21 protein-coding genes are annotated in these 20924 nt (G+C 55.3%); 10 read left to right on the top strand and 11 right to left on the bottom strand.

What is annotated here, in order from left to right; all coding sequences use genetic code 11:
- Window positions 1-102 precede the first annotated feature (102 nt).
- The 3 genes from AC0YNW_RS09450 to AC0YNW_RS09440 are packed head-to-tail and all read left to right on the top strand — an operon-like array spanning window position 103 to window position 2830.
- Window positions 103-903, top strand: coding sequence for an ABC transporter ATP-binding protein (locus AC0YNW_RS09450; RefSeq protein WP_387470125.1), 801 nt, complete (start codon window positions 103-105; stop codon window positions 901-903).
- Window positions 872-1696 (top strand): ABC transporter permease, encoded by an 825-nt coding sequence (locus tag AC0YNW_RS09445; protein ID WP_387470127.1) that lies wholly within the window; start codon window positions 872-874, stop codon window positions 1694-1696. The genes AC0YNW_RS09450 and AC0YNW_RS09445 overlap by 32 nt, the downstream gene beginning before the upstream one ends.
- Before the next feature lie 21 nt (window positions 1697-1717).
- Window positions 1718-2830 (top strand): ABC transporter substrate-binding protein, encoded by a 1113-nt coding sequence (locus AC0YNW_RS09440; RefSeq protein WP_475831729.1) that lies wholly within the window; start codon window positions 1718-1720, stop codon window positions 2828-2830.
- 72 nt (window positions 2831-2902) lie between these two features.
- Here AC0YNW_RS09440 and AC0YNW_RS09435 read toward each other — a convergent pair whose 3' ends face one another.
- The 6 genes from AC0YNW_RS09435 to AC0YNW_RS09410 form a co-directional block, all read right to left on the bottom strand.
- Entirely contained in the window at window positions 2903-3718 is an 816-nt protein-coding gene (locus AC0YNW_RS09435; protein ID WP_475831728.1) for a cupin domain-containing protein, read from the bottom strand.
- Between the two features lie 96 nt (window positions 3719-3814).
- Complete coding sequence (locus tag AC0YNW_RS09430; RefSeq protein ID WP_475831727.1) at window positions 3815-5233, bottom strand: dihydroorotase; 1419 nt, start codon at window positions 5231-5233, stop codon at window positions 3815-3817.
- On the bottom strand, window positions 5230-6339 hold the full coding sequence (locus AC0YNW_RS09425) for an acyl-CoA dehydrogenase family protein (protein ID WP_475831726.1): 1110 nt from the start codon (window positions 6337-6339) through the stop codon (window positions 5230-5232). The genes AC0YNW_RS09430 and AC0YNW_RS09425 overlap by 4 nt, the downstream gene beginning before the upstream one ends.
- The gene (locus AC0YNW_RS09420; protein WP_475831725.1) at window positions 6309-7352 is read right to left on the bottom strand and encodes a PrpF domain-containing protein; all 1044 of its coding nucleotides are present in this window, start codon (window positions 7350-7352) and stop codon (window positions 6309-6311) included. The genes AC0YNW_RS09425 and AC0YNW_RS09420 overlap by 31 nt, the downstream gene beginning before the upstream one ends.
- Window positions 7353-7357: 5 nt before the next feature.
- Window positions 7358-9175, bottom strand: a complete 1818-nt coding sequence (gene asnB, locus AC0YNW_RS09415; protein WP_475831724.1) for an asparagine synthase (glutamine-hydrolyzing) — start codon at window positions 9173-9175, stop codon at window positions 7358-7360.
- Between the two features lie 202 nt (window positions 9176-9377).
- Complete coding sequence (locus AC0YNW_RS09410; protein WP_475831723.1) at window positions 9378-9908, bottom strand: cupin domain-containing protein; 531 nt, start codon at window positions 9906-9908, stop codon at window positions 9378-9380.
- 231 nt (window positions 9909-10139) lie between these two features.
- Between AC0YNW_RS09410 and AC0YNW_RS09405 the strand changes: the two genes are divergently transcribed.
- The 4 genes from AC0YNW_RS09405 to AC0YNW_RS09390 are packed head-to-tail and all read left to right on the top strand — an operon-like array spanning window position 10140 to window position 13352.
- A complete protein-coding gene (locus AC0YNW_RS09405; RefSeq protein ID WP_475831722.1) occupies window positions 10140-10682 on the top strand; it encodes an NADPH-dependent FMN reductase in 543 nt (180 codons plus the stop codon).
- A 36-nt stretch (window positions 10683-10718) separates the two neighbouring features.
- Window positions 10719-12077 (top strand): purine/pyrimidine permease, encoded by a 1359-nt coding sequence (locus AC0YNW_RS09400; protein WP_475831721.1) that lies wholly within the window; start codon window positions 10719-10721, stop codon window positions 12075-12077.
- Entirely contained in the window at window positions 12049-12708 is a 660-nt protein-coding gene (locus AC0YNW_RS09395) for a DsbA family oxidoreductase (protein WP_475831720.1), read from the top strand. The genes AC0YNW_RS09400 and AC0YNW_RS09395 overlap by 29 nt, the downstream gene beginning before the upstream one ends.
- 23 nt (window positions 12709-12731) lie before the next feature.
- Window positions 12732-13352 carry a DsbA family oxidoreductase gene (locus tag AC0YNW_RS09390; RefSeq protein WP_475831719.1) on the top strand — a complete coding sequence of 207 codons (621 nt, stop codon included), beginning with the start codon at window positions 12732-12734 and terminating at the stop codon, window positions 13350-13352.
- Window positions 13353-13481: 129 nt separating this feature from the next.
- Here the strand turns inward: AC0YNW_RS09390 and AC0YNW_RS09385 are convergent, their stop codons facing one another.
- The 5 genes from AC0YNW_RS09385 to AC0YNW_RS09365 all read right to left on the bottom strand — a co-directional run bounded on the left by AC0YNW_RS09385 (window position 13482) and on the right by AC0YNW_RS09365 (window position 18137).
- Complete coding sequence (locus AC0YNW_RS09385) at window positions 13482-14030, bottom strand: OsmC family protein (RefSeq protein WP_475831718.1); 549 nt, start codon at window positions 14028-14030, stop codon at window positions 13482-13484.
- A 31-nt stretch (window positions 14031-14061) separates the two neighbouring features.
- Window positions 14062-14736, bottom strand: a complete 675-nt coding sequence (locus AC0YNW_RS09380; protein ID WP_475831717.1) for an amino acid ABC transporter permease — start codon at window positions 14734-14736, stop codon at window positions 14062-14064.
- A gap of 35 nt (window positions 14737-14771) precedes the next feature.
- On the bottom strand, window positions 14772-15614 hold the full coding sequence (locus AC0YNW_RS09375) for an amino acid ABC transporter substrate-binding protein (RefSeq protein ID WP_387470155.1): 843 nt from the start codon (window positions 15612-15614) through the stop codon (window positions 14772-14774).
- A gap of 195 nt (window positions 15615-15809) precedes the next feature.
- Complete coding sequence (locus AC0YNW_RS09370; RefSeq protein ID WP_387470157.1) at window positions 15810-16763, bottom strand: LysR family transcriptional regulator; 954 nt, start codon at window positions 16761-16763, stop codon at window positions 15810-15812.
- Window positions 16764-17030: 267 nt separating this feature from the next.
- Window positions 17031-18137, bottom strand: coding sequence for an LLM class flavin-dependent oxidoreductase (locus AC0YNW_RS09365; RefSeq protein WP_475831716.1), 1107 nt, complete (start codon window positions 18135-18137; stop codon window positions 17031-17033).
- Window positions 18138-18338: 201 nt separating this feature from the next.
- Between AC0YNW_RS09365 and AC0YNW_RS09360 the strand changes: the two genes are divergently transcribed.
- The 3 genes from AC0YNW_RS09360 to AC0YNW_RS09350 are packed head-to-tail and all read left to right on the top strand — an operon-like array spanning window position 18339 to window position 20915.
- The gene (locus tag AC0YNW_RS09360; RefSeq protein WP_475831715.1) at window positions 18339-19343 is read left to right on the top strand and encodes an oxidoreductase; all 1005 of its coding nucleotides are present in this window, start codon (window positions 18339-18341) and stop codon (window positions 19341-19343) included.
- Between the two features lie 41 nt (window positions 19344-19384).
- Window positions 19385-20239: a transporter substrate-binding domain-containing protein gene (locus AC0YNW_RS09355; protein ID WP_475831714.1), complete on the top strand. Its 855-nt coding sequence runs from the start codon at window positions 19385-19387 to the stop codon at window positions 20237-20239.
- 4 nt (window positions 20240-20243) lie between these two features.
- The gene (locus AC0YNW_RS09350; protein ID WP_475831713.1) at window positions 20244-20915 is read left to right on the top strand and encodes an amino acid ABC transporter permease; all 672 of its coding nucleotides are present in this window, start codon (window positions 20244-20246) and stop codon (window positions 20913-20915) included.
- The last annotated feature ends 9 nt before the right edge of the window (window positions 20916-20924 follow it).

Genomic DNA, 20924 nt, shown 5'->3' with positions numbered 1-20924 from the left:
ATTTGGTATTGGATTGGTTGATTTATCACTGGTACAGTAGTAGCAATATGCAACATATCTTAGTGGAATAGTATGATTTTTGCGAAAGGAGTGGATCTAACGTTGCATGAAGTTACTCCCATTTTGTCGTTTGAAGGCGTCACTGTAGCATTCCAAAGTCCCGGTCACTCCGCAGACCGTCTGGTCCTGAATCGGCTGAAGCTGTACGTGGATGAGGGAGAGTTTATTTGCTTGCTCGGCCCCAGCGGCTGCGGGAAGACGACGCTGCTGAATTGCGTAGCCGGCTTTCAGCCTTATGAAGGCAACATCTATTATAATGGCGCACGAATCGAGAAGCCCGGCAAGGAGCGCGGCGTTGTCTTTCAGGAATACGCCCTGTTCCCCTGGTTTACCGTAGAGCAAAACGTCGAGTTCGGCCTGCGGGTGAACGGCATTCCCTCATCGGAGCGCAAGGAGCGCGCCCGTCACTATATTGAGATGGTCGGCCTCGCCGGCTTCGAGAAGCATTATCCTGGGAAGCTGTCCGGCGGCATGAAGCAGCGCGCAGGACTCGCACGAGTGCTTGCTAATGAGCCCGGCATATTGCTCATGGATGAACCGTTCGCCGCGCTTGATGAGCAGACTCGCGAAAAGCTGCAAACAGAGCTGCTCGGCCTCTGGGAACAACAGCGCAAAACCTGCCTGTTTGTCACCCATAGCATTCAAGAGGCCGTCTATCTCGCCGATCGTATCATCGTCCTGCAGCCGAACCCTGCGCGTATCGCGCTTGATCTGCACATCGACTTGCCGAGATTGAGAAAACGTCATGACGAGCGGCTGCTGCAGTATGCGTCCCGTATCAGCGAGACTTTGCGAGAAGGAGAGGGCCCGTATGGAGAACACCTATCCGTCATTACCGCATAAGGGTGTGCGTCCTTCCCTCAGAGGGCGGCTATGGCCGATACGGGGACGCACATGGACGCGGCTGCTGATCAAGCTGTCCGGTCTAACTGTGTTGCTGCTTGCCTGGGGACTGATTACCGCTCTCGGCTATGTCGCTCCAGCTCAGCTTCCCAGCCCGCTCGCTACGCTTCAGACGATGTCGCACATGCTCGGGGACGGCTCGCTTGCCGTTCATGCGCTGTCCAGCTTAAGGCGCGTGTTCTTCGGCTTCGGCGCAGCCTTCGCTATTGCTCTCCCGCTGGGACTGATGCTAGGCTCCTCCCGTTTTCTTCGGGATGCGATTAATCCCGTCATCGAGCTGCTTCGTCCCATTCCGCCGCTTGCCTTTATCTCTCTGGCTATCCTGTGGCTTGGCATCGACGAGTGGTCGAAAATATCCATCATTATTTACGGCGCCTTCTTCCCCCTCCTTCTCAACATCACAGGAGGGATCAGCCAAGTCGATCCGGTGCATATCCGGGCTGCGCAATCGCTCGGCGCCGGCAAGCTGCCTATCTTTTGGCATGTCACACTGCGCGCCGCCATTCCGAATATGATGATCGGCATTCGTTCTGGCATGGGCATGGCCTTTATTTGCCTAGTCGGCTCCGAGCTGATTGCCGCGAACGAAGGACTCGGCTTCCTCATCCAGGAAGGGCGTTACATGTTCAAAACCGATCAAGTGCTGGTCGGCATGATCACCATCGGCATTATAGGTTATCTCATTAATTTGCTGCTGACCACGCTGGAGAAGCTTCTGCTGCGTTGGAAATAAACTACTTTGGAGGCTATTGCTATGTCTATGAAACGCAAATTGAACTCATTTTCGCTCCTTATCCTGCTATTCGTTGCGCTAACGCTGCTCCTTGCTGCATGCGGAGGGGGCAACAACAAGCCAGCTCCATCGGCATCGCCACAGCCATCCGTGTCCCCTTCTCCTTCGGCGCCTGCCGCTACAACTGAGCCGTCTGCACCGGCACTGGAGACAACCAGCCTCTCGATCGGCACGGCGCGCGACACGCAATTGTCGCCGCTCATTGTCATCGCGAACGAAGAAGGCTACTTCAAGGAAGAAGGGTTGGAAGTCAAAATCGAGCTATTCGCAGCCGGTCCAGACGTTACTGCCGCACTAGGCTCGAAGAGCATCCAGCTCGGATCATCTGGTGACATCCCGCCGATTATTGCCAAGGCTTCCGGCCTGCCGATTGAAATTATCGCCCAGCAGGCGGACATATCCGGCGTGCAGACGTTGGTCGTTAATTCGGATAAAATCAAAACGCCCGCTGACTTGAACGGGAAGAAAGTGGCGTATGTGCCGGGTACAGTGTCCGAAGCCTTTTTCCTCCGCATCGTGGAGAAATACGGAATTGACGCCAAATCGGTCGAACCGTTCAAGATTGGCCCGACCGAGCTTGTGCCCGCCTTCCAGGCAGGCAATATCGATGCATTCGTCATCTGGCAGCCCGTTGCTCTGAACGGCGTCAAGAACGGCGGAGTTGCGCTCCTGACGGGCAAAGAATCCCATGTTCCCGGCGAGGAAGGACCACAGCAGCTCATCAGCTCGTACTCCGTGCTCATCGGCCATAATGACTTTGTGGACAAAAATCCGGAGACAGTCAAAGCCGTACTGCGGGCCTTGAACAAGTCCGTCAGCTTTATTACAGCGAGCCCGGATGCAGCTGCAGCCCATATTGGCAAAACGCTGGGGCAAGACGCGGCTGATATTAAAACCTTGATAGCGCTCAACCACTACGCGCTCAATCTGACACCTGAGCTGGTCGGCGCGCTGGAGACCATCTCCCAATTCCTGCTGGATAACGAAAAAATCAAAGAAGTGCCGGACTTCAAAACGTTTATCGATCCTTCCCATTTGAAAGCCGTTGCCCCTGAGCTGGTTACGATTCCTTAATGGCCTAAATTAAAAACCTTCACCGCTGCACAATTGGCAGCAGTGAAGGTTTTTTGGTTCAACTGATGAGCCTTACTCCGGATCGACAACCTCTGGCGATACGCCCGCGAAGGTGTAGAAGCTGGCGTCAAACGGAGTCGGCCCACCTGTCGTGACGAATCTGGCTGCTCCTTCACCGGTATAGAGATTGCGCGTGCCGTGGAAAATGCCTTGCGGTACATACAGCAAGTCACCAGCCTCGAATGGATGCCATTCACCGTTCAAATGAATTTCGCCTTTGCCCTCTACCCCGATGAACAGCTCACTGGAATGCGGATGCTGGTGAACGGCAAAGCTTTGTCCCGGCTCCTGTATGCCGCAATGGAGCGACAGCCTGGCACTCCCGGTACCCGGCCAGAACAGGAAGTTCATATTGGCCGGATTGGTGATGGTCTGCGACGGATCGTTGCCTGTAAATCCTTTGAGCTGAGTTTCATCGTTGTACAGATGGTTGAACAGTCTTGGCTTCGATGCGACTGGCGAACCTTCAAGAAGTACTGATTGCCAAATGTACAACGTAATCTCCTCCCCCTGATCTGCCTTCACCTCATAATCGGAACCAGACGGCGCATACAATGCGGAGGATGCCTCCAAGACGCTCGTTGACTCTCCAACGCGAGCACTTCCTCTTCCTTTCCATATGACCCCTACCACCTCGTGAGCCGTTCCTTTCTCGCAGCTGCTCCAGGTACCGCCGGGCTTGAGGCGGACGACCAGACCTTTGACAAGCACCGCCCCTTTCTCTTCACTTACCGGTATGGCGACCAGCTTGTCGCCCCGATCCTCCCAGCTCAATTCCGACCATCTAATCACCGCGCCGGATGTTAACGGTTTAGCCGCTGTTGTCATCGTTATTCCTCCTTCAGAATAGTTGTAGCCGAGGGCAAGCAAATATGCACCTGCCTGCCCCACCGCTTAATTCTCTTCCTGCCGTCGATAAGACGTTTAAGCCAACACACGATAAGGGCTGCCCGCCGTGCGCTGGAAGGCATCCGGCAATTCCCGCCGAAGGGGAATCTGTTCCCCGATCTCCTCGCCGAACTCCCCTTTGTCGTATACCACTTGTCCCCTTAAGATCGTCACCAGCACTTCTCCTTCAAGCTCCAACCCTTCATAGGCCGACCAACCGCTGCCAGACAGCACGCGGTCTCTGGTCACCTCCCACTTTTTCTCATCGTCTACAATCAGGAGATCGGCATCGAGTCCCGCTTCAATGCTGCCCTTCCGGTGATCGAGGCCGAATCGGAGGGCTGGGCCTGCAGCAAGCAATCTCACTGCCGCCAGCAGCCTCTCTTCTCTTGTCAGTGCTGGCAGATGCCGCTTCAGTCCCGTCAACAACGCGGGCAGCAGTTCCTGTACGCCGGGTAAGCCGGGCGGCGCATCGTGGAAGGAGAAGCTCTTCTCCACGATCGAATGCGGCGCATGATCGCTACCGACCGACGTAAGCGTGCCGCGAGCGATAGATTGCCACAGCCTGTCCCGGTCGCGCGGCTCCCGGATGGCGGGACTCAGCTTCGCTCTCGTGCCCAATGACTTGGCGCTTGCATGATCGAACCACAATTGATGGGCGGTCGTCTCATACGTGACGGGAAAGCCCGCTGCAGCTGCAGCGTCCAGCAGATCCGATTCCTCAGCTGACGATACATGCAGTACATGAACGGAAGTGCCATGTTTGCGGACGAGCCTAAGCGCCCGCGCGACAGCCGCGATGGCTCCGATGCGCGGATACACCGCCTCGTATTCCGTCAAGCCCGTCGGCTCACCGCGTGTCTGGCGGAACAGTCGCAGCACAAAGTCGTCCTCCGCATGCAGCGTCAGCAGAATGCCTTTATCCGCAGCCAACCGGAATATATAATCCAGCTCCACTTCGTCGTCAATAATATGCTTCGCTGTGCGATGGCCGGTCAGAAACAGCTTGATGCTCGCCGCTTCCCCGCGGGATAGCGCCTGCAGCGCATCCGCCTTGCCGGGTACGACTCCAATGTGGAAGCCGTAATCGACATACGACTGGCCGTGCACAAGGGCCGACTTTTGTCGCAGCCTGTCCACCGTATCGGTATACGGATTCGTATTCGGCATGTCCAGCACCGTCGTCACGCCCCCCGCTGCTGCCGCCATCGAAGCCGAATGCCAATTTTCCTTATGCTCATACCCCGGTGTCCGGAAGTGCACATGCGAATCAATGAGTCCAGGCAGCACATACCTCCCTTCCGCATCGATTATGCGATTGGCTGCCGCCTCTTCATCCTGCTGCAGCAGCTTCGCGATTCTTCCGTCCCGAACTGCGATTCCGCCAAGAAGAATGCGGTCGCGATAGACGATGCGGGCATTCGCAACGATCAGATCATACGAGGCCCTGCTCATGTGATCAGCTCCCTTCCGATAATTTCCCGGGCGAGCCGGTTCACCGGCCCCATTAGCGAGACGGCTCTGGCATCACGCAGCAGGCGCTCGATTTTTTTCCCGCGCACATAACCGGACCCTCCTATAATCTGCTGGGCTTCGCGGACAATTCTTTCGCTGGACTCCGAGGCAAATATTTTGGACTGGTAGGCAATCTGGCTAAGTCGGTCGCCCCCTTCCTTCGCCGCGACCTTCTCCACCAGCGCGCGCACCGCTTCGAGCTGCATATGCAGCTCGGACAATGCCGCCTGCAGCAGAGGATTGCCTTGCTGCCCTCTGGCCAGCACTTGCTCTAATGCTAGGGTATAAGCCGCCTCACTAATGCCGAGCGACACGGAGCCCAGCGTCAGCCCGCATTCGCGAATGCCGTTAATGACCCTTGGCGCTCCTCCCAGCGGACCAATGAGCTGCTCGCTTATCACCTCGCAATGATGCAGATTGATGAAGCCGGTGGAGGAACCTCTCATCCCGGACAAATTCGTATCCGCATCGGCGGTAATCCCCTGCGTCGTCTCAATCAGGAAAAAAGATTGTCCCGAATTGCCGTACAACGAGCCGGAGTCACCCGTACCCGTCTGAGCAAGCACCAGGTACAAATCCGCAAGACCTGCCCCGGTCGTAAACGATTTTACACCTCCGATGACCCAGCCCCCGTCCGCTTTCCGCTCTGCAATTGTCGCAATATTCTGTTTATTGGCTCCAGCACCTGTCTCTGACCAAGCCGATGCCGCTAACCATTGCCCATTCGCAAGCCTCGGCAAGTATTCCGTCCGCTGCTTCACGCTGCCCCATTCCAGTATTCGGGATACGACGGAGAAATGCTGAAAGACGATAATGGAAATCGATGGATCGATCGACGCTATGGAGGCAATCAGTCTCCCTGCAAATAAGGAATCATAGCCGAGACCGCCGTACTCCCCCGGCACGAGGCTGCCCAGTAAGCCGGAAGCCTTCAGCGCATCAAGTGATTCTTGCTGCGTACGCCCCGTCTCGTCGGCCAGAACGGCGTAGCGATCCAGTTCCTCCAGCAATGATTCTATGCGTACACCTTGCGTTGCCACTCCCATTCGTAAGTTGCTCCTTTCTTAAATGGTAACGCTCCAAGCAGGCGCACGTTTTTTTCGGAAATGCTGCTGTACAGCAAATCATCCGTTAGCTTGCTGCCCGTCGTAGCGGTCGAGATGTAGGTGCTTCCGCCCTTCGTGCTTACTCTTAGGCGGTAGCCCGCCGCATCTGTGCTTCCGATTAGCCGCTGGACGACTGTGTCATCAATAGCAGCTGCCGCGCCGATGCATGCCGCCCCCGTCAGCGCAATCGTCGGATGCCAGGACGGAATCGAGATCGCCCTGAATGAGATCGTGTCCGGCTCATAGCTGGCGATAGCCGCCACCTTCGGAAAGACGCCATCCGGATTCCAGCCCAGCAATTGCGCGGCCGCCCTGCGAATTGCATTAAGCCGCTCCAGCGTATCGTCTCCCGCCTCGAACAGCTCCTGCTCCGACTGAATTCCCAGCTGCGCAGCTTGCACGAACACGTAGGGGTTGCCAGAAGATACAATGGATACTTCGTATTCGCCGAACGGCGTATCAAGCCGGTTCGTCAGAGCGCCAGATGGCAGCAGACTGGCAAGCGACGTACCGCCGTCCACGATGAAATGCGCCGTACAGTTCATACCGGAGCGCACCGCATGGTCTACCTCGCAAACAAGAGAATCACCGACGTTCACCACATAAACGCGGACGCGCAGTCCCGGGCTTGCGCTTGGCAGCCATCCCCACTTCATCGCCACTTGGATCGCGGCCAGAATGGAATGCCCGCAGCTGCCGGAGTAATCGAACGTGACGGGGTTGCCCGGCACAAGCTGAAAAAAGAGATAATTCAAGTCGTACATGGGATGTTTGGACGGCCGAATGACCACAAATTTGGAGATAAGTCCGTATGGCCGCTCTTCATAATCCAGATCATCATGAATGCCCTTAAGAATCGGAATAATGGCATCAGGCGAAGCAGGCAACTCCGTTCCATCAATAATGATGGATGAGGACACGCTTCCTTCGGCATGTGCCAGATACGTCTGCATGTGAATCACCCCTCAAACTGATATTGTTTGGACGCACCGATATGAACTTGATATTGATTGATCCATAGCTGAAAAATAACAAGCGACCATAACGTAAGCGCCGTCTTTCCGTCGGGCTGCGTCTCCTGCTTGCGCAGCAGCCTCTCTACCGCAGCAGGGCTGAACAAATTATGTCTTCGAAGCGCCTCCCCATCCAGCACGCGCTCCACCGTTTCGTATAGCGGTAGTCCCTTGCGCATCATAGCGTCGATCGGCAAGGTGAACGGCTGCTTCTTCCGGTTCAGAATCGCATCCGGCAACTGGCCTTCCGCCGCCCGGTACAAGAGGCGCTTCACTTTCCCTTCCCCGATCCGCCAGTCAACGGGCAGCTTGCCCGCGAGGTCCAGAATGCGCGGCTGGCAATAAGGGACCCTTACTTCTACGGAATGCGCCATACTGAGATGATCGACACGTCTTAAATGATACGACGGCAGCCTGTACTCCCGCTCGAACTCCAGAATGGCATCGAGCCTCCCTTTCCGGTGATTCGCCGTACGCAGGCTGTCCGCTATCTGGTCGCCAATTGAGCCGTTATCCTGAATAAACGCGCGATAATCATCGCTGTACAGCTCCTTGCGAAGCTCCGGTGATGCGACGCCCAGCGCGTCCACGTAAGGCTTGATCCAGTCATCCGTCGCCTCGGATGCCTCCAGAAAACGGTCGTAACCCGCGAACATCTCGTCTGCTCCATCGCCGGATATCGTCACCTTGAAGCCCGCTTGATGAATCGCTTCGAACAAGGCGTAGCTGCTCAGCGTAATGGGATCGGCATTCGGCTGTCCCAGCCGCTCCGCTACCAGCGGCAGGAGCTTCTCGAAGTCCCGCGGATCCACGAGCACCTCATGATGCGTCGTACCATACTGCTTGGAAACCTCTCTGGCGTAGATTTTCTCATCCAGCGGCCAGTCGCCAACGTAGGATAAGTTAAAGGAATGGATGCCGGCTTGTCTCTTGCTCGCCAGCGCGGTCACGAGACTGGAATCCAGTCCGCCGCTATTAATCGTAGAGACGGGCACATCAGCCAGCAGCAGCGCCGCAACCTCACGATCAAGCTGTCCGCGCAGCGATAAGGAGGCGCCTGCCGGTTCTCCCCCGAGCGGGTCCGATTCCAGCAGCGTCTTCCACCGGCGAAGGGCGGGACGCTCGCCCAGCCTTGCTTGCAGCAGTGAAGAAGGCGGAAGCGCATACACCCCGTCGAACAGCGTTCGCTCGCCGAATACAACCTTCGTCGTCAAATAAAAGTCGACGCCCGGCAGCCACAGACTCGAAGGCACGCTTCCGAACGCCAGCAAGGAAGGAAGCTCCGAGGAGAAGTATAGCGTCTCGTTCCGCTCATCCCAGCAGTAATACAGGGACTTGATCCCTGCCGGGTCCGTCGCCAAGGTCAGCGTCACCCGCTCCCGCAAATCAATAACCGCAATGGCGAACATGCCATCCAGATACCGGACAAAGTCAGGCCCGTATTCCTCATACAGTGCAGGCAAGATGGAACCGTCGCATTGATCAGTAAACGTATAGCCTTTGGCTTCCAGCTTGCTTCTCAGCTCGCGATGGTTATAAATCTCGCCATTGAGTACAATGCGTATGGAATCGCCAAGGCTGTAAGGCTGCTGGCCGCCATCGAGCCCGACGATCGCAAGCCGGTTGTTGCCGATTGCCCAGTTTCTCTCCGCCAATACCGACTGCTGGTCCGGCCCGCCTGCCAGCTGCAGATCGGAGACCGCCTTCAATCGCCCGGGATCAACGTAATCATTACCGATATACCCGAAGATTCGGCACATCATTTACCACTCCCTATTTGCTATATTTATCCCAGCCAATCAATCCGGACTTCATCCCTCCTTCCGACACAAAGTTTCACAAAATGTTAAAAATTAGGCGTTGTTTCTGGCAGGTTTTACAATTAGACTGTACTCTTCCCTCTCCTGAGCCGTCCAATATTACTTATCAAATCAATCGCATCAACCCGAAGCTATCGTTCCGACATCATTTGACATCAAACGATGGATCATCCACCTTATACGTAACCGATGAAGCCTCACCCTCGAACAAGCGGACAACGATAAATTGCGGCTGCTCCGACAAGCGGAAAGCATGCGGCCTGCGGGCAGGCACGACCACTATGTCACCGGGCCTGGCCGTCACCTCGAAGTAGCCCGTGCCGCCTTCTCCTTTAATCGTGAAGACGCCCCCGCCACCCAGCACAATCCGCATTTCATCTTCCAGATGATAATGCAGGGAGCCGAACTTCTGCAGCATGTCAGGCGTCTGGTCCGACAGGATAACAACGTCCCATTGCCTATAGCCCTTTCTCTCCGCGAAGTCGGTGATCTGATGCTCATAAATGCGCAGCAGCTCCGCCTTCTCCTGCTCCGTCAGCAGCAGTCGGTCCTCATACGAAGAAGGGGTATGGTTCTCCTCCCATCGCTCATAATAGACACCTTGCTCCTCCAAAAATAAAGCGATGGCAGGCTCCTCAATCGGGTCCACCGTACCACGAATACGCAATTCAGCCATCTAATTCCTCCTATTCCAATTTGAATTGTCACTTATCATAATTGGGATTGATTGATCCTGTCAATGAAAAAAATAAACGATAGGCTGGGGGCAATAGGTTCATAATCGGCGGGCTATGAAACCCATTATGAATTTGATATTGGAAGTTTTTTATGTCCGAACGTATGATACTAATTAACCCGGAAAAGTTGGTTTTTATTGGGATTAATCTGGATATGGAGCGTGTGAGAAATGAGTAAAAATGTGCTGTTCATTAGCGGAAGCCCTCGCGCCGGAGCCAACACCAAAGCCGTCATCAATGTTGTATACCGCTTGCTAAGAGATAAGCAGGGCAACTCCCAGCTGCTGGATCTTCACCGCCATGTGCTGCCGCTGTTCAACGGCGATCCCGCCCAGCAGGAGCTGGATACCGTCGTACAGCTTCAGAAGCTTGCACAGGAAGCCGACGCCTACTTTATCGTGACTCCGGAATACCATAACGGCATCAGCGGCGCGCTGAAGAACGCCCTGGACTTTCTGAATGGCGACCACTTCCGCGGCAAGCCGGTAGCCATCGCAGCAGCAGCCGGCGGCGGCAAAGGCGGCATCAACGCGCTGAACAATCTGCGCCTCGTGCTGCGCGGCCTTGGGGCGAATACGCTGTCCTCCCAATACGTCGCCGATCCTGGCCAGATCGACCAGCACGGCATCTTCACCGACGAAGCCGGGGTCCAGTCGCTTCAAGCGCTGGTGCTGGAACTGGCTTCCTCGCTAAAAACGGAAGCCAGCGTATGACGAATGCCAATCGCCATATAAAGGAGCGTTCGGCCCGTGAGAACGCTGCTTGATTCGCTGCAATGGACCTTCTTTCTGCTGACGGGCGGACTGGTAGCGCCAATCGTAGTGGCGGCGGCTTTCCAGCTCTCGGATGCGGATACGATCAGCCTGCTGCAGCGAACGCTGACCGTCATCGGGATATCCTCCCTGCTGCAAGTGACGCTCGGCCACAAGCTTCCCATACTGGAGGGCCCCGCCGGTGTATGGTGGGGCGTATTCATCCTGCTTGCGGCTAATTTAGCGCCTGGCGCATCCGGCACCGAGCTGCTGCGCCAGATGGAGATGGGCTTGCTGATCGCCGGGGCGATTATTCTGCTTCTAAGCGCGTTTCACCTGATCCGCTATTTGAAGAGGCTGTTCACCCCTGTCGTCACGGGCACTTATTTGCTGCTGCTCATCTTCCAGTTCAGCTCTCCTATTGTGAAGGGCGTCCTTGGGGTGGGCTATACCGACGGTTACATCCATGCGAGCATCGCAGCGCCGGCAATTGCAACCCTTCTTCTGACCTTCCTATGCGGTCGAAGCAAGACGGCTTGGCTGCGCAACTATTCCGCGCTGATCGGAATCGCGGCAGGGTATGGCTTGTTTCTGCTCTTCGGCCATATTGCCGCATTGCCCAAGCTGCCGGATACCGCAATACTGATTCCCCAGCTGTTCGCTTGGGGAGCACCGCTGTTCGAGTCGGGCATTGCGCTTACGACACTGGTAATTACACTGCCGCTGCTAATTAACATGATTGCGGCAATTGTCGTCATGGAGAAAACGATCGGGCTTGAGCCGTCGGACCGCTACCGGAGATCCGGCATCATAATGGGCGTCAATCAACTGCTGTCCGGCGCCTTCTCCGCTGTAGGCTGCGTGTCCAACTCCCATTCAGCCGGGTTCGTCGCATCCACCCGCATGACGGGGCGGCTGCCGTTCATCATCGGCTGCCTATTGCTGATCGTCTCCGGCTTTTTCCCCTATCTCACCGCCCTGCTCGCGTCGGTTCCCGTGCCGGTTGCCTTTGCCGTCATTTTTACTTCCTTCGCGCATCTGCTCTCGGCCGGTCTGAAGGAGCTGGGCTTAGTTCTGCAAGATGAGAAGAAGCTTACGGTTGTTGCGTTTTCGTTGTTCGCAGGAGTCGGCAGCATGTTCATTCCCGCGGCCAGCCTTGCAGGGCTGCCCGATGCGCTGAAGCCGATCCTGAACAATGGACTGGTTGTTGGCGTATTGGTGTCGATTCTGCTGGAGCAGGCTTGGCAGTGGAAGGACTCACTCTCCTCCGGTTCCGGGTTCGGTCCTTGGAGACGCAAGCCATCCCCTATCGAAAGGAGCCCCGGCCATGCCGTTAACGATCAAAGTGTACTCTGATTATGTCTGTCCCTTCTGCTTGCTGGCCGATGGCCAGCTGAGAGCAGCGGCGGCGGAACGAGATGTAGCCATCGAGCATTTGCCCTTCGAGCTGAGGCCTTACCCGACGCCCACGCTCCGTCCCGAGGACGGATATATGCAGACGAGCTGGAGAGATAAGGTCTATCCCATCGCTGAGCAGCTAGGCATCCCGATTCGCATGCCGACGATCTCCCCGCAGCCCTATACGCATCTAGCCTTTGAAGGCTACCAATTCGCCAAGCAAGCGGGCATCGGCGAAGCTTATCATTCCCGCATGTACAAGGCCTTCTTCCAGGACGGGCTCCATATTGGAGACATCGATGTGCTGACCGCTCTGGCAGAGGAACTGGGACTGGACGGTTCTTCATACCGCGACGCGCTGGAGAACGGCACCTACCGGGAGGCGCACAGGCGCGCGTTGCATCATGCGCTGTACGAAGCCGATATTACGGCTGCGCCGACGTATGTCATCGGCAATACGACGGTTAAGTGGCTTCTATATAAAGAGCAGTTCCTGGAAGCGATTGATGCAGAACTAAAGAAACAGCGGCTGGAGCATCTGGAGCAATGGAGCATGGGAATCAGCTGCACCATTGACGGCTGTTCCTAATATAACGAGAGGAGCTCATATACATGGCTTTGAAACTGCAAGTATACTCCGATTTTGTATGCCCTTATTGCATACTCGCCGAAGGCGAGCTGGAGGCGGCCGCCGCCGAGAAAGGAATCGAGGTTGAATATTTGCCCTTCGAGCTTCGCCCTTATCCTACGCCTACTCTTCGCCCCGAGGGCGAATACATTACGAAGGATTGGCAAGAGCGTGTGTATCCCATCGCAGCTGAGCTGGGCATTCCGATCGTGAAGCCGCCCTTCTCTCCTCAGCCGTATACGCATCTGGCCTTCGAGGGTTATCAATTCGCCATCGAGCACGGCAAGGCGAAGGAATACAACAAACGGATGTACGAAGCCTTCTTTCTAGAGAGCAAAAACATCGGGGAGATCGACGTGCTAACCGAGCTGGCAGGAGAGATCGGCCTCGATCAATCCGCTTACCGCAAAGCGCTGGAGGATCGCACCTACCGCGAGAAGCACCGCGAAGCGCTGCATCAGGCTTATTATGTCGCCAACATCAACTCCGCCCCTACCTTCATCATCGGGGAGACGGTCATTCGCGGCATGGCGTTCAAGCATCAATTCCTGGAAGTAATCGAGCGCGAGCAGCAGCGAGAGCTGCAATCCGCCGCAGGGCAGTGAACAAGCGGTATGCCGGCTTAACCAACAGCAGCCTGTCTCTCCAAAGTAAAAAGCAGGAAGCGCGCATGATGCCCGCTTTCTGCTTTTGTCTTGGCCTAAACAAACTCCTACGCCCGTCCCCTGTCTCCCTTATGCCCGCTTGGCGCGCTTCCGCTTCGTACGTACCAGCGTCCCTGTCACTTGCTGAGGCTGCTGAAGCAGATTCAAGATCGGGCAAGCCAGCTCGACTGCTTCATGCAGCTCCTCAAGCTCCTTCGGAGAAGCGCTGGATTCAATGCGCAACGTATATGCGATATTATGCAGGTACACCGGAACATCCTCATAGCCCGGCTTGCCTGCTAGCGGATGCATGTCACCCGTCACTTCTACTTTTACCGCTTCCAGCGGCACTCCGCGCTCCGCAGCCTGAATCAGCGTAATATGCGACAGGCAGCTGCCGAGAACGCCAAGCTGAAGCTCGGGGGAGCTCGGGCCGAGACTATGCCCCGCAAGCTCGGGCCCGCTGTCGCTGACCACCTGGAAGTCGCGAATGCGAATCTCCCGAACGCCGCTTCGTCCCGCAACCCGAATGCCCGCCTTCAGCTTATTCGGAATTACCTCATTCTCCTTCGCCAGTCTATGCTTGCGAGCGTCCAACGCCGACTTTTTGTCCTGCAAATATTCATTTAACGTGCTCATTCATCCCACTCCTTGTCTGCCTCATCACCGGTTATACCTCATGGCCGTACGGACGGTTGACCCGCTTCTCCATGGCGCTTTGAATATAGCCATACACAATAGCGGCCAGCCAATATAGAATGGCAGCCGCCAGGAACGATTCCAGAAACTTGTAGGTATCGGCAGCCATCAGCTTGGCCTGCGCCATCGTCTCGGTCAAGCCCAAGGTGAAGCCTAGCGACGTCTCCTTCACGACGGTCACGAATTGATTGCCGAAGGAAGGCAGCGCGATGCGGAGCGCCTGCGGCAGAATCACCCGCCGCATGCTCTGCCAGCGGGTCATGCCGATGGATTGGCATGCTTCCCACTGTCCGTAATCGATCGAGCGAATCGCCGCCCGGATATTCTCCGCCAGATACGCTGCACAGTTCAAGCTGATGCCGATTACAGTCGCCCAATAAGCATTAATCTCACCGAACGCGGGAATCACTTGCGGAACGCCATAGTACAAAATAAACAATTGCACAAGCAGCGGCGTCGCCCGGAAAAACGAAATGTATACTTTTGAGCAAGTGGACAACAGGAATACCTTGCGCCTGATCGCCGTCTCCAGCAGCAATCCGAGCACCAGCCCGAACAGCATCGAGAGCACGGCGATGGTAACAGTCAAATACATGAATTGCAGCAGCCGGGGAAGCGCCGACAGCAAATATACCAAATCAAACATGAATGGCCTTCGCCCCTTCCAACGCCCTACCTGCGTCAGTTATCCGGATTGGTCAAATCCTGCGTGAACCATTTGGTCGATATCTCGGCCAGCTTCCCATTCTCGCGAAGCTGCTTTAGCGCATCATTCACCTCATTGATTAACTCCTTGTTCTCTTCCTTATTCAAGAACGGATTAGCTGCCGGTATCGTCGTCAGCTGCTTGCCGCCAAGTTGAAGCGGCAGCTTCGTCTTCTGAATCGTTCCGAGGGCTGAAGCCTTCGTCGCGAAGGTCGCGTCGATGCGCCCAATCGCCACATCCTGAAAGCCTGCTTCCGCCGACTCGTAATTGACGATTTCGATCTCGCCGCTCTTATCGAAGTCCTTGACCAGATTGGCGAAGTTCGTCCCGAGCTGGATGCCGATCTTCTTCCCCTTAAGGTCCTCCAGCGACTGAATCGCGTCATTCCCTTCCTTCACGACAAGCTGTGCTCCGGAATACACGTAAGGCTCGCTGAACAGATACTTCTTCTTCCGCTCCTCCGTCACGGCGATGGAATTGGCAATCGTATCGATCTTCCCGGTATCCAGCAATCCGAATAGGCCGCTAAATTCAGATGTTTTCCACTCGACCTCATAGCCGGTCAGCTTGGCGATTTCGCTCCACAGATCCACCTCGAAGCCTTCCAGCTTATTCGTGTCGCTGTTCTGGAATACGTATGGATAGAAGCCTCCCGTCGAACCGATTACCAGTTTTTTGGCCGGAGCCTCTGACGACGCCTTTGCCGGTACCGCTGCCCCCACTTTTCCCGTATTCTCGCCGCAAGCTGTCAGCAGCAAGACGAAAGCGAGCATGGCTAACGCCACTGCCTTGTGAGTCCCTTGTGTCTTTTTGCTCATGACCATACACTCCCTTACCCCTCATTTTGTCCCCCTATCCCTCTAGTCGTTCGGTTATAATCTCTGCCGAACAAACTTTTGAGAATAAGGCACCCCGCCACTTTTTCATAGTTAACCTATGAATTTAATGGGTATTTTGGCTACAAAATGATTATAAGGTTGCCCGTCATTCCCCATCCAATACCAAAATCAATATTATTTTAATCGTTCCAATCCTATAATGGAGCGTGTATGCTCTCCCCCTGAGGAAGCAGCGCCTGCCAATCTCTGTTGCAGCTTATGAAAATATTCAATCACATAAATTCGGAATCGTTCAAAGCTCGGAGACAGCTCCTGCCGCTCCGACCAGGTCAAGCTTATCGTCCGGAAGCAGTTCGGATCAGCGATTCGCACAGCTACAGTAGCGGGGTCCGTGTTGTCCATATCCCATAAGGCGGGAATAAAGGCGATGCCGATGCCGGCCCGGACAAGCTTATGGAGCAGGGCAGGGTCCTCGACCTCAAAAATGACATTTGGCGTAAAACCCGCTTTACGGCACAGCCCATCCGTCGCATCCCGCAGCCCGAAGCCGGCTTTGAGCCCGATAAAAGCTTCCTTCTCCACCTCGATCAAATGAATGGACTCACGGGAAGCCAGACGATGGCTCGTCGGCACCAGGAGGCGCAGTTCTTCCGTCAGCAGCGTGATGCTGGTCGTATTCGGCAGCTCAATGGGCGGTGCGGATACGCATAGGTCGATCTCCTTATCCTTCAAAAGCTGCTTCATCGAATTATAGCAGCCTTGCTGAAACCGGAATCTCGTCTCGGGATGCTTCGCAACGAACGAAGCCAGCATCTCGGATACGAACGGCAGATGGATGGAGGCCACCGTAATAACTTCCTCATATTTGCCCGCTACCCGGACGGCTTCCCGTTTGCCTTTCTCCAGTTCGGTGAAGGCGCGCTCGACATGCTGCAAGAAGACTCTTCCTGCCTCATTCAGCCGAATATTGCGACCCAGACGGTCGAATAACGCCACACCCAGATCATCCTCCAGCCGCGCAATCGTCTGGCTCAAGGACGGCTGCGCAATATTCAGCTCCTTGGCCGCTTGCGTAATATGCTCCCGACGGGCAACCGTTTGAAAATACTTTAATTGCAACAGGTCCATTCTCCCTCTCCTCTCTATCTTGAAATGAATCGCCCGCCAAAAGCAAAAAAAGCCGAAGCGGGTTGCTTCAGCCTACAGTTGTCTGCTCGACTTGTGATTTGGAATCAATTGTATGATTTTCATCATTAATCCCATTCTAGTCTTCATGACAAGGTTGGTCAATACAATCTCCTTGCCACGGAAATTGAAATGACGAAGACGCTTGTTCCGCACGCTTGAGGCGTGTAGGTCAAACGTCTCTTAGGCGAAGCTGCGGGGTATGGGCAGTTAACGAAGCGCTTCTCCCCTCCCCGCCGATTGGCGGCTGAGCTCGCGCCGGACGACCGGCATGACTTCCGCAGCCAGCAGCTCGATGGAACGGGCGACTTTGGCGTAAGGCACGCCCCCGATATCTAATTGAAGGATATAACGGCTATGTCCGATTAGCTCATGCTGATATAAGATTTTCTCCACAATCTGCTCGGGACTGCCGACAGCCAGCGCGTAATTCGGGCCTGTCGACTGCTCGAACTCCTCGCGGGACAAGCGGTCCCCCGGATTACGTTTCTGCATAATATGCTCGAAGTAATTGGTATGGTACGGCAAATATTCGTCCAGCGCCTCGCGCGGGGATGGCGCAATATAGCCGTGTCCGCACACCGCGATCGGAAGCTGCTCCGGCGTATAGCCAGCCGCCTTGCCCGCCGCCCGGTAAGCATCCGCCAGCGGCTTAAGCCGGCTCGGATCGCCGCTCAGCTGCGCGAACGTCAGTCCTGTTCCCAGCCTGCCCGCCCGCTCCGCGCTCTCCGGTGTTCGGCCTACGCCGATCCATAGGGGTAGCTTGCCGCCAAGCGGCCTAGGCGCGACTCCCGCCTCGATCAGCTCGGGACGAAAGCGTCCTTTCCATGACACGCTCTCCTTATTGTTGAATTGAAGCAGCAAGTCAATCCTCTCCTGAAACAGCTCATCATAATCATCCAGCTCGTAGCCGAACAAGCGGTACGTATCCAGGAACGCCATGGCTCCGCGGCCCGCGATAATCTCCGCCCGGCCATCCGACAGCAGGTCCAGTGTCGCAAAGTCCTCGTATAGACGCACGGGGTCAACCGTGCTTAATACAGTTGTGGCGCTTGTCAGCTTAATACGCTTCGTATGTCTGGCAATCGCAGCCAAGACGACCGGCGGCGCCGTCACCGCAAAGTTCGGCGTATGATGCTCACCCACTCCGAATACATCAAGCCCGGCTTCCTCGGCAAGCCTCGCCGCCGCAATAATCTCCTCCAGCCGCTGCTTCGCGCTGATCGGACGTCCGCTATGCGGATCACGCGTCAAATCGCCGAACGTATACACTCCAAATTCAAAGCTCAAGCGTTGTTCCTCCTTATCGGCTGCCATAATAGCAAGCAGCTTATTTGTCCCCTACATCTTAACGGTAGGCTCCGCGCCAACTCCAATATCAAATTACTTATCGAATTGATAGGCTGGACCAATGAAAGCGATAGCGAACTTCATATTGGATTTACAGGCGGAATTGCCTCTATAATAACGACCATAAACCAATTAAACCCATAAGAATAAGCGGAAAGGAGCTTTTGCATGACCGTTTCTTTGCAATCGCCCGGCCGAATCAACAAGCTCCAGCTGAAGAACAGGCTCGTTCTTGCGCCGATGCAGCAGCATAAAGGCACGCCTGCCGGACATGCGACGGACTATCATGTCGAGCACTATGGACGGCGCGCAGCCGATGTCGGATTGGTCATCATCGAATCCACTGCCGTATCGCAAGACGGCCGCTTGTATCAGGATGATATCGGCATTTACTCCGACTCCCACATTAAGCCGCTCGGCAAGGTCGTCAAAGCCGTCCATACAAGGGACGCCCGCGTCTTTATCCAACTGTCGCATGGCGGACGCAAGTCGCATCTGCGTTCTGGAGAGAGACTGCTCGCGCCAAGCGCAATTGCATTTAGCGATGAATACGGTCTGCCGTTCGAGGCTAACAACGAACAATTAGAGCAACTCATTGGACGTTATCGAGAAGCCGCGCTCCGCAGCCGTGAAGCCGGCTTCGACGGCATTGAGCTTCATGCCGCGCACGGCTATCTGCTGCATCAATTCCTATCGCCGATCTCCAATCTGCGCACAGACTCTTACGGCGGCAGTCCGAACCGCAGACTGCAATTTGTCCTGCAGGTGGCGATAGCTGTACGTGAAGCGGTGGGGCCAGATTATCCGGTCCAAATCCGGGTATCCGCTTCCGATTACGATCCGGGCGGCCTGATTCCGCTGCATATAGCGGACATCGTCAAGCGGCTGGAGCCGCTGCTGGATGCCGTACATGTCAGCTCCGGCGGCATTACGCCCCTGCGACCGCTGGACGTCTATCCCGGTTATCAGATTCCATATGCGGCAGTTCTGAAATCAGAGACGACTTTGCCTGTCATCGCCGTCGGGGGCATCCATCAGAGAGCGCTGGCGGAGCGTGTCGTAGCGGAGCAACTTGCCGATTTCGTCGCTATCGGAAGACCCATGCTGGATGAGCCGGACTTCGCGGGACAGCTCCTCGGCAAGCAGCCTCTGTCTGCCCGGAGCGGATCCTAACCCGGCAACAACCACTCTATGATAAAAAGGCGGTAATCATCGTGCTTATAATTAAGAGAAGCAAAAGTAAATGGCATATATTCAGAAGATCGCTTGCGGGCGCATTGTTGGCGCTTGTCGCCGCTTCACTGCTGGCCGCTTGTGGAAATGGCGGTGAGAAAGCTGCCTCCGGTGCTGCCAAAGAACAGAAGATCGTTCGTATCGGAACGAACGGCGCGTTCTATCCGTACTCCTTCAAGAATACGGAGAACGGAGATAAGCTGGAAGGCTATGAAATCGAGATTTGGGAGAAGCTCGCGGAGAAGCTGGACTTCACGATCGAATATCAGCTGACCGACTTCTCCAGCTTATTCGGAGCGCTGGAGTCCAAGAAGATCGATACGATTGTCAATTCAATCGCCCTGTCTGAGGAACGAAAAGCGAAATATCTGTTCACCGATCCGTACGTCTACTCCGGCGCGCAGTTAGTAGTGAAAGAAGAGAATACAACAGTGAACTCGCTGGAGGATTTGAAAGGCAAAAAAATCGGCCTCGTCGCCGGCAATAAAATTATGCTGAACTATATTAAGGAAGCCGATCCCGAAGGGAAAATTGAGGTCGTCACGTACGAGACTGGCGAAGGCGCCTTCCGTGACGTGCTGCTCGGCAGACTGGACGCTACCTTCTCCACCAAAGCGGCCGCTCTTGCCCAAATCAAAAAAACCGGCCAGCCGCTTCGTCTGGCGGGCGAGCAATTCGTCGTCATACCTGCCGGAAGTCCATTCCTCATCAACGACGAGAACAAGGCTTTTGTCCAAGACGTGAATGCAGCTCTGAAGGAGCTGCGAGATGACGGCACGATCAAGCAAATTGCAGAAAAATGGTATGGCGAAGACATAAGCAAGCCGGCGGAGTAAGACGATGAACTTCGATCTGTCTTATCTAATTAGAAGCCTGCCGCAGTTGCTTAGCTATCTGCCTATTACGTTGATGCTTTCCGTGCTGTCCATGATTTTTTCCGTCATGCTCGGCATTATCATTGAATCAATGATTCGTTCGCGTCTCAAGGTCGTTCATGGAGCGGCGAATGCCTATATCTTATTCTTCCGCTCTACGCCGCTGCTCGTCCAGCTCTTCCTGCTTTATTACGGACTGCCGCAGATTTTCCCGGCGCTTAGCGCAATGAATGCGTTCCAAGCTACGGTAATCGGAATTAGCCTGAACAACGGAGCTTATCTCGCGGAGATTTTCCGAGCGGCAATCGACTCAGTGGATCGCGGGCAATCGGAGGCTGCGCAATCCGTTGGCATGACCCGGCTGCAGACCTTCCGGCGTATCGTCTTCCCGCAGGCTTACCGCATCGCCCTGCCTTCGCTCGGCAATACCTTTCTCGTCATTATTAAGGAGACGTCGCTCGGCTTTACGCTGGGGCTAACGGAAATGATGGGCCAAGCCAAACTGATGGCTGCCGACACGTTGAAGGTGATGGAAGTCTTCCTCTCCGTCAGCCTGCTCTATCTGATCGTCGCTCTCTGCTTCGGCAAGCTGCAAGGCTTGATAGAGAAGAAGGTCAGCAAGCCTTATGTGCAGTAGTACATAGCT

This window comes from Paenibacillus sp. J31R120, assembly GCF_056269225.1.
Note: the sequence above shows the minus strand (reverse complement) of the source record. Positions and strands in the feature narration are given on the sequence as shown.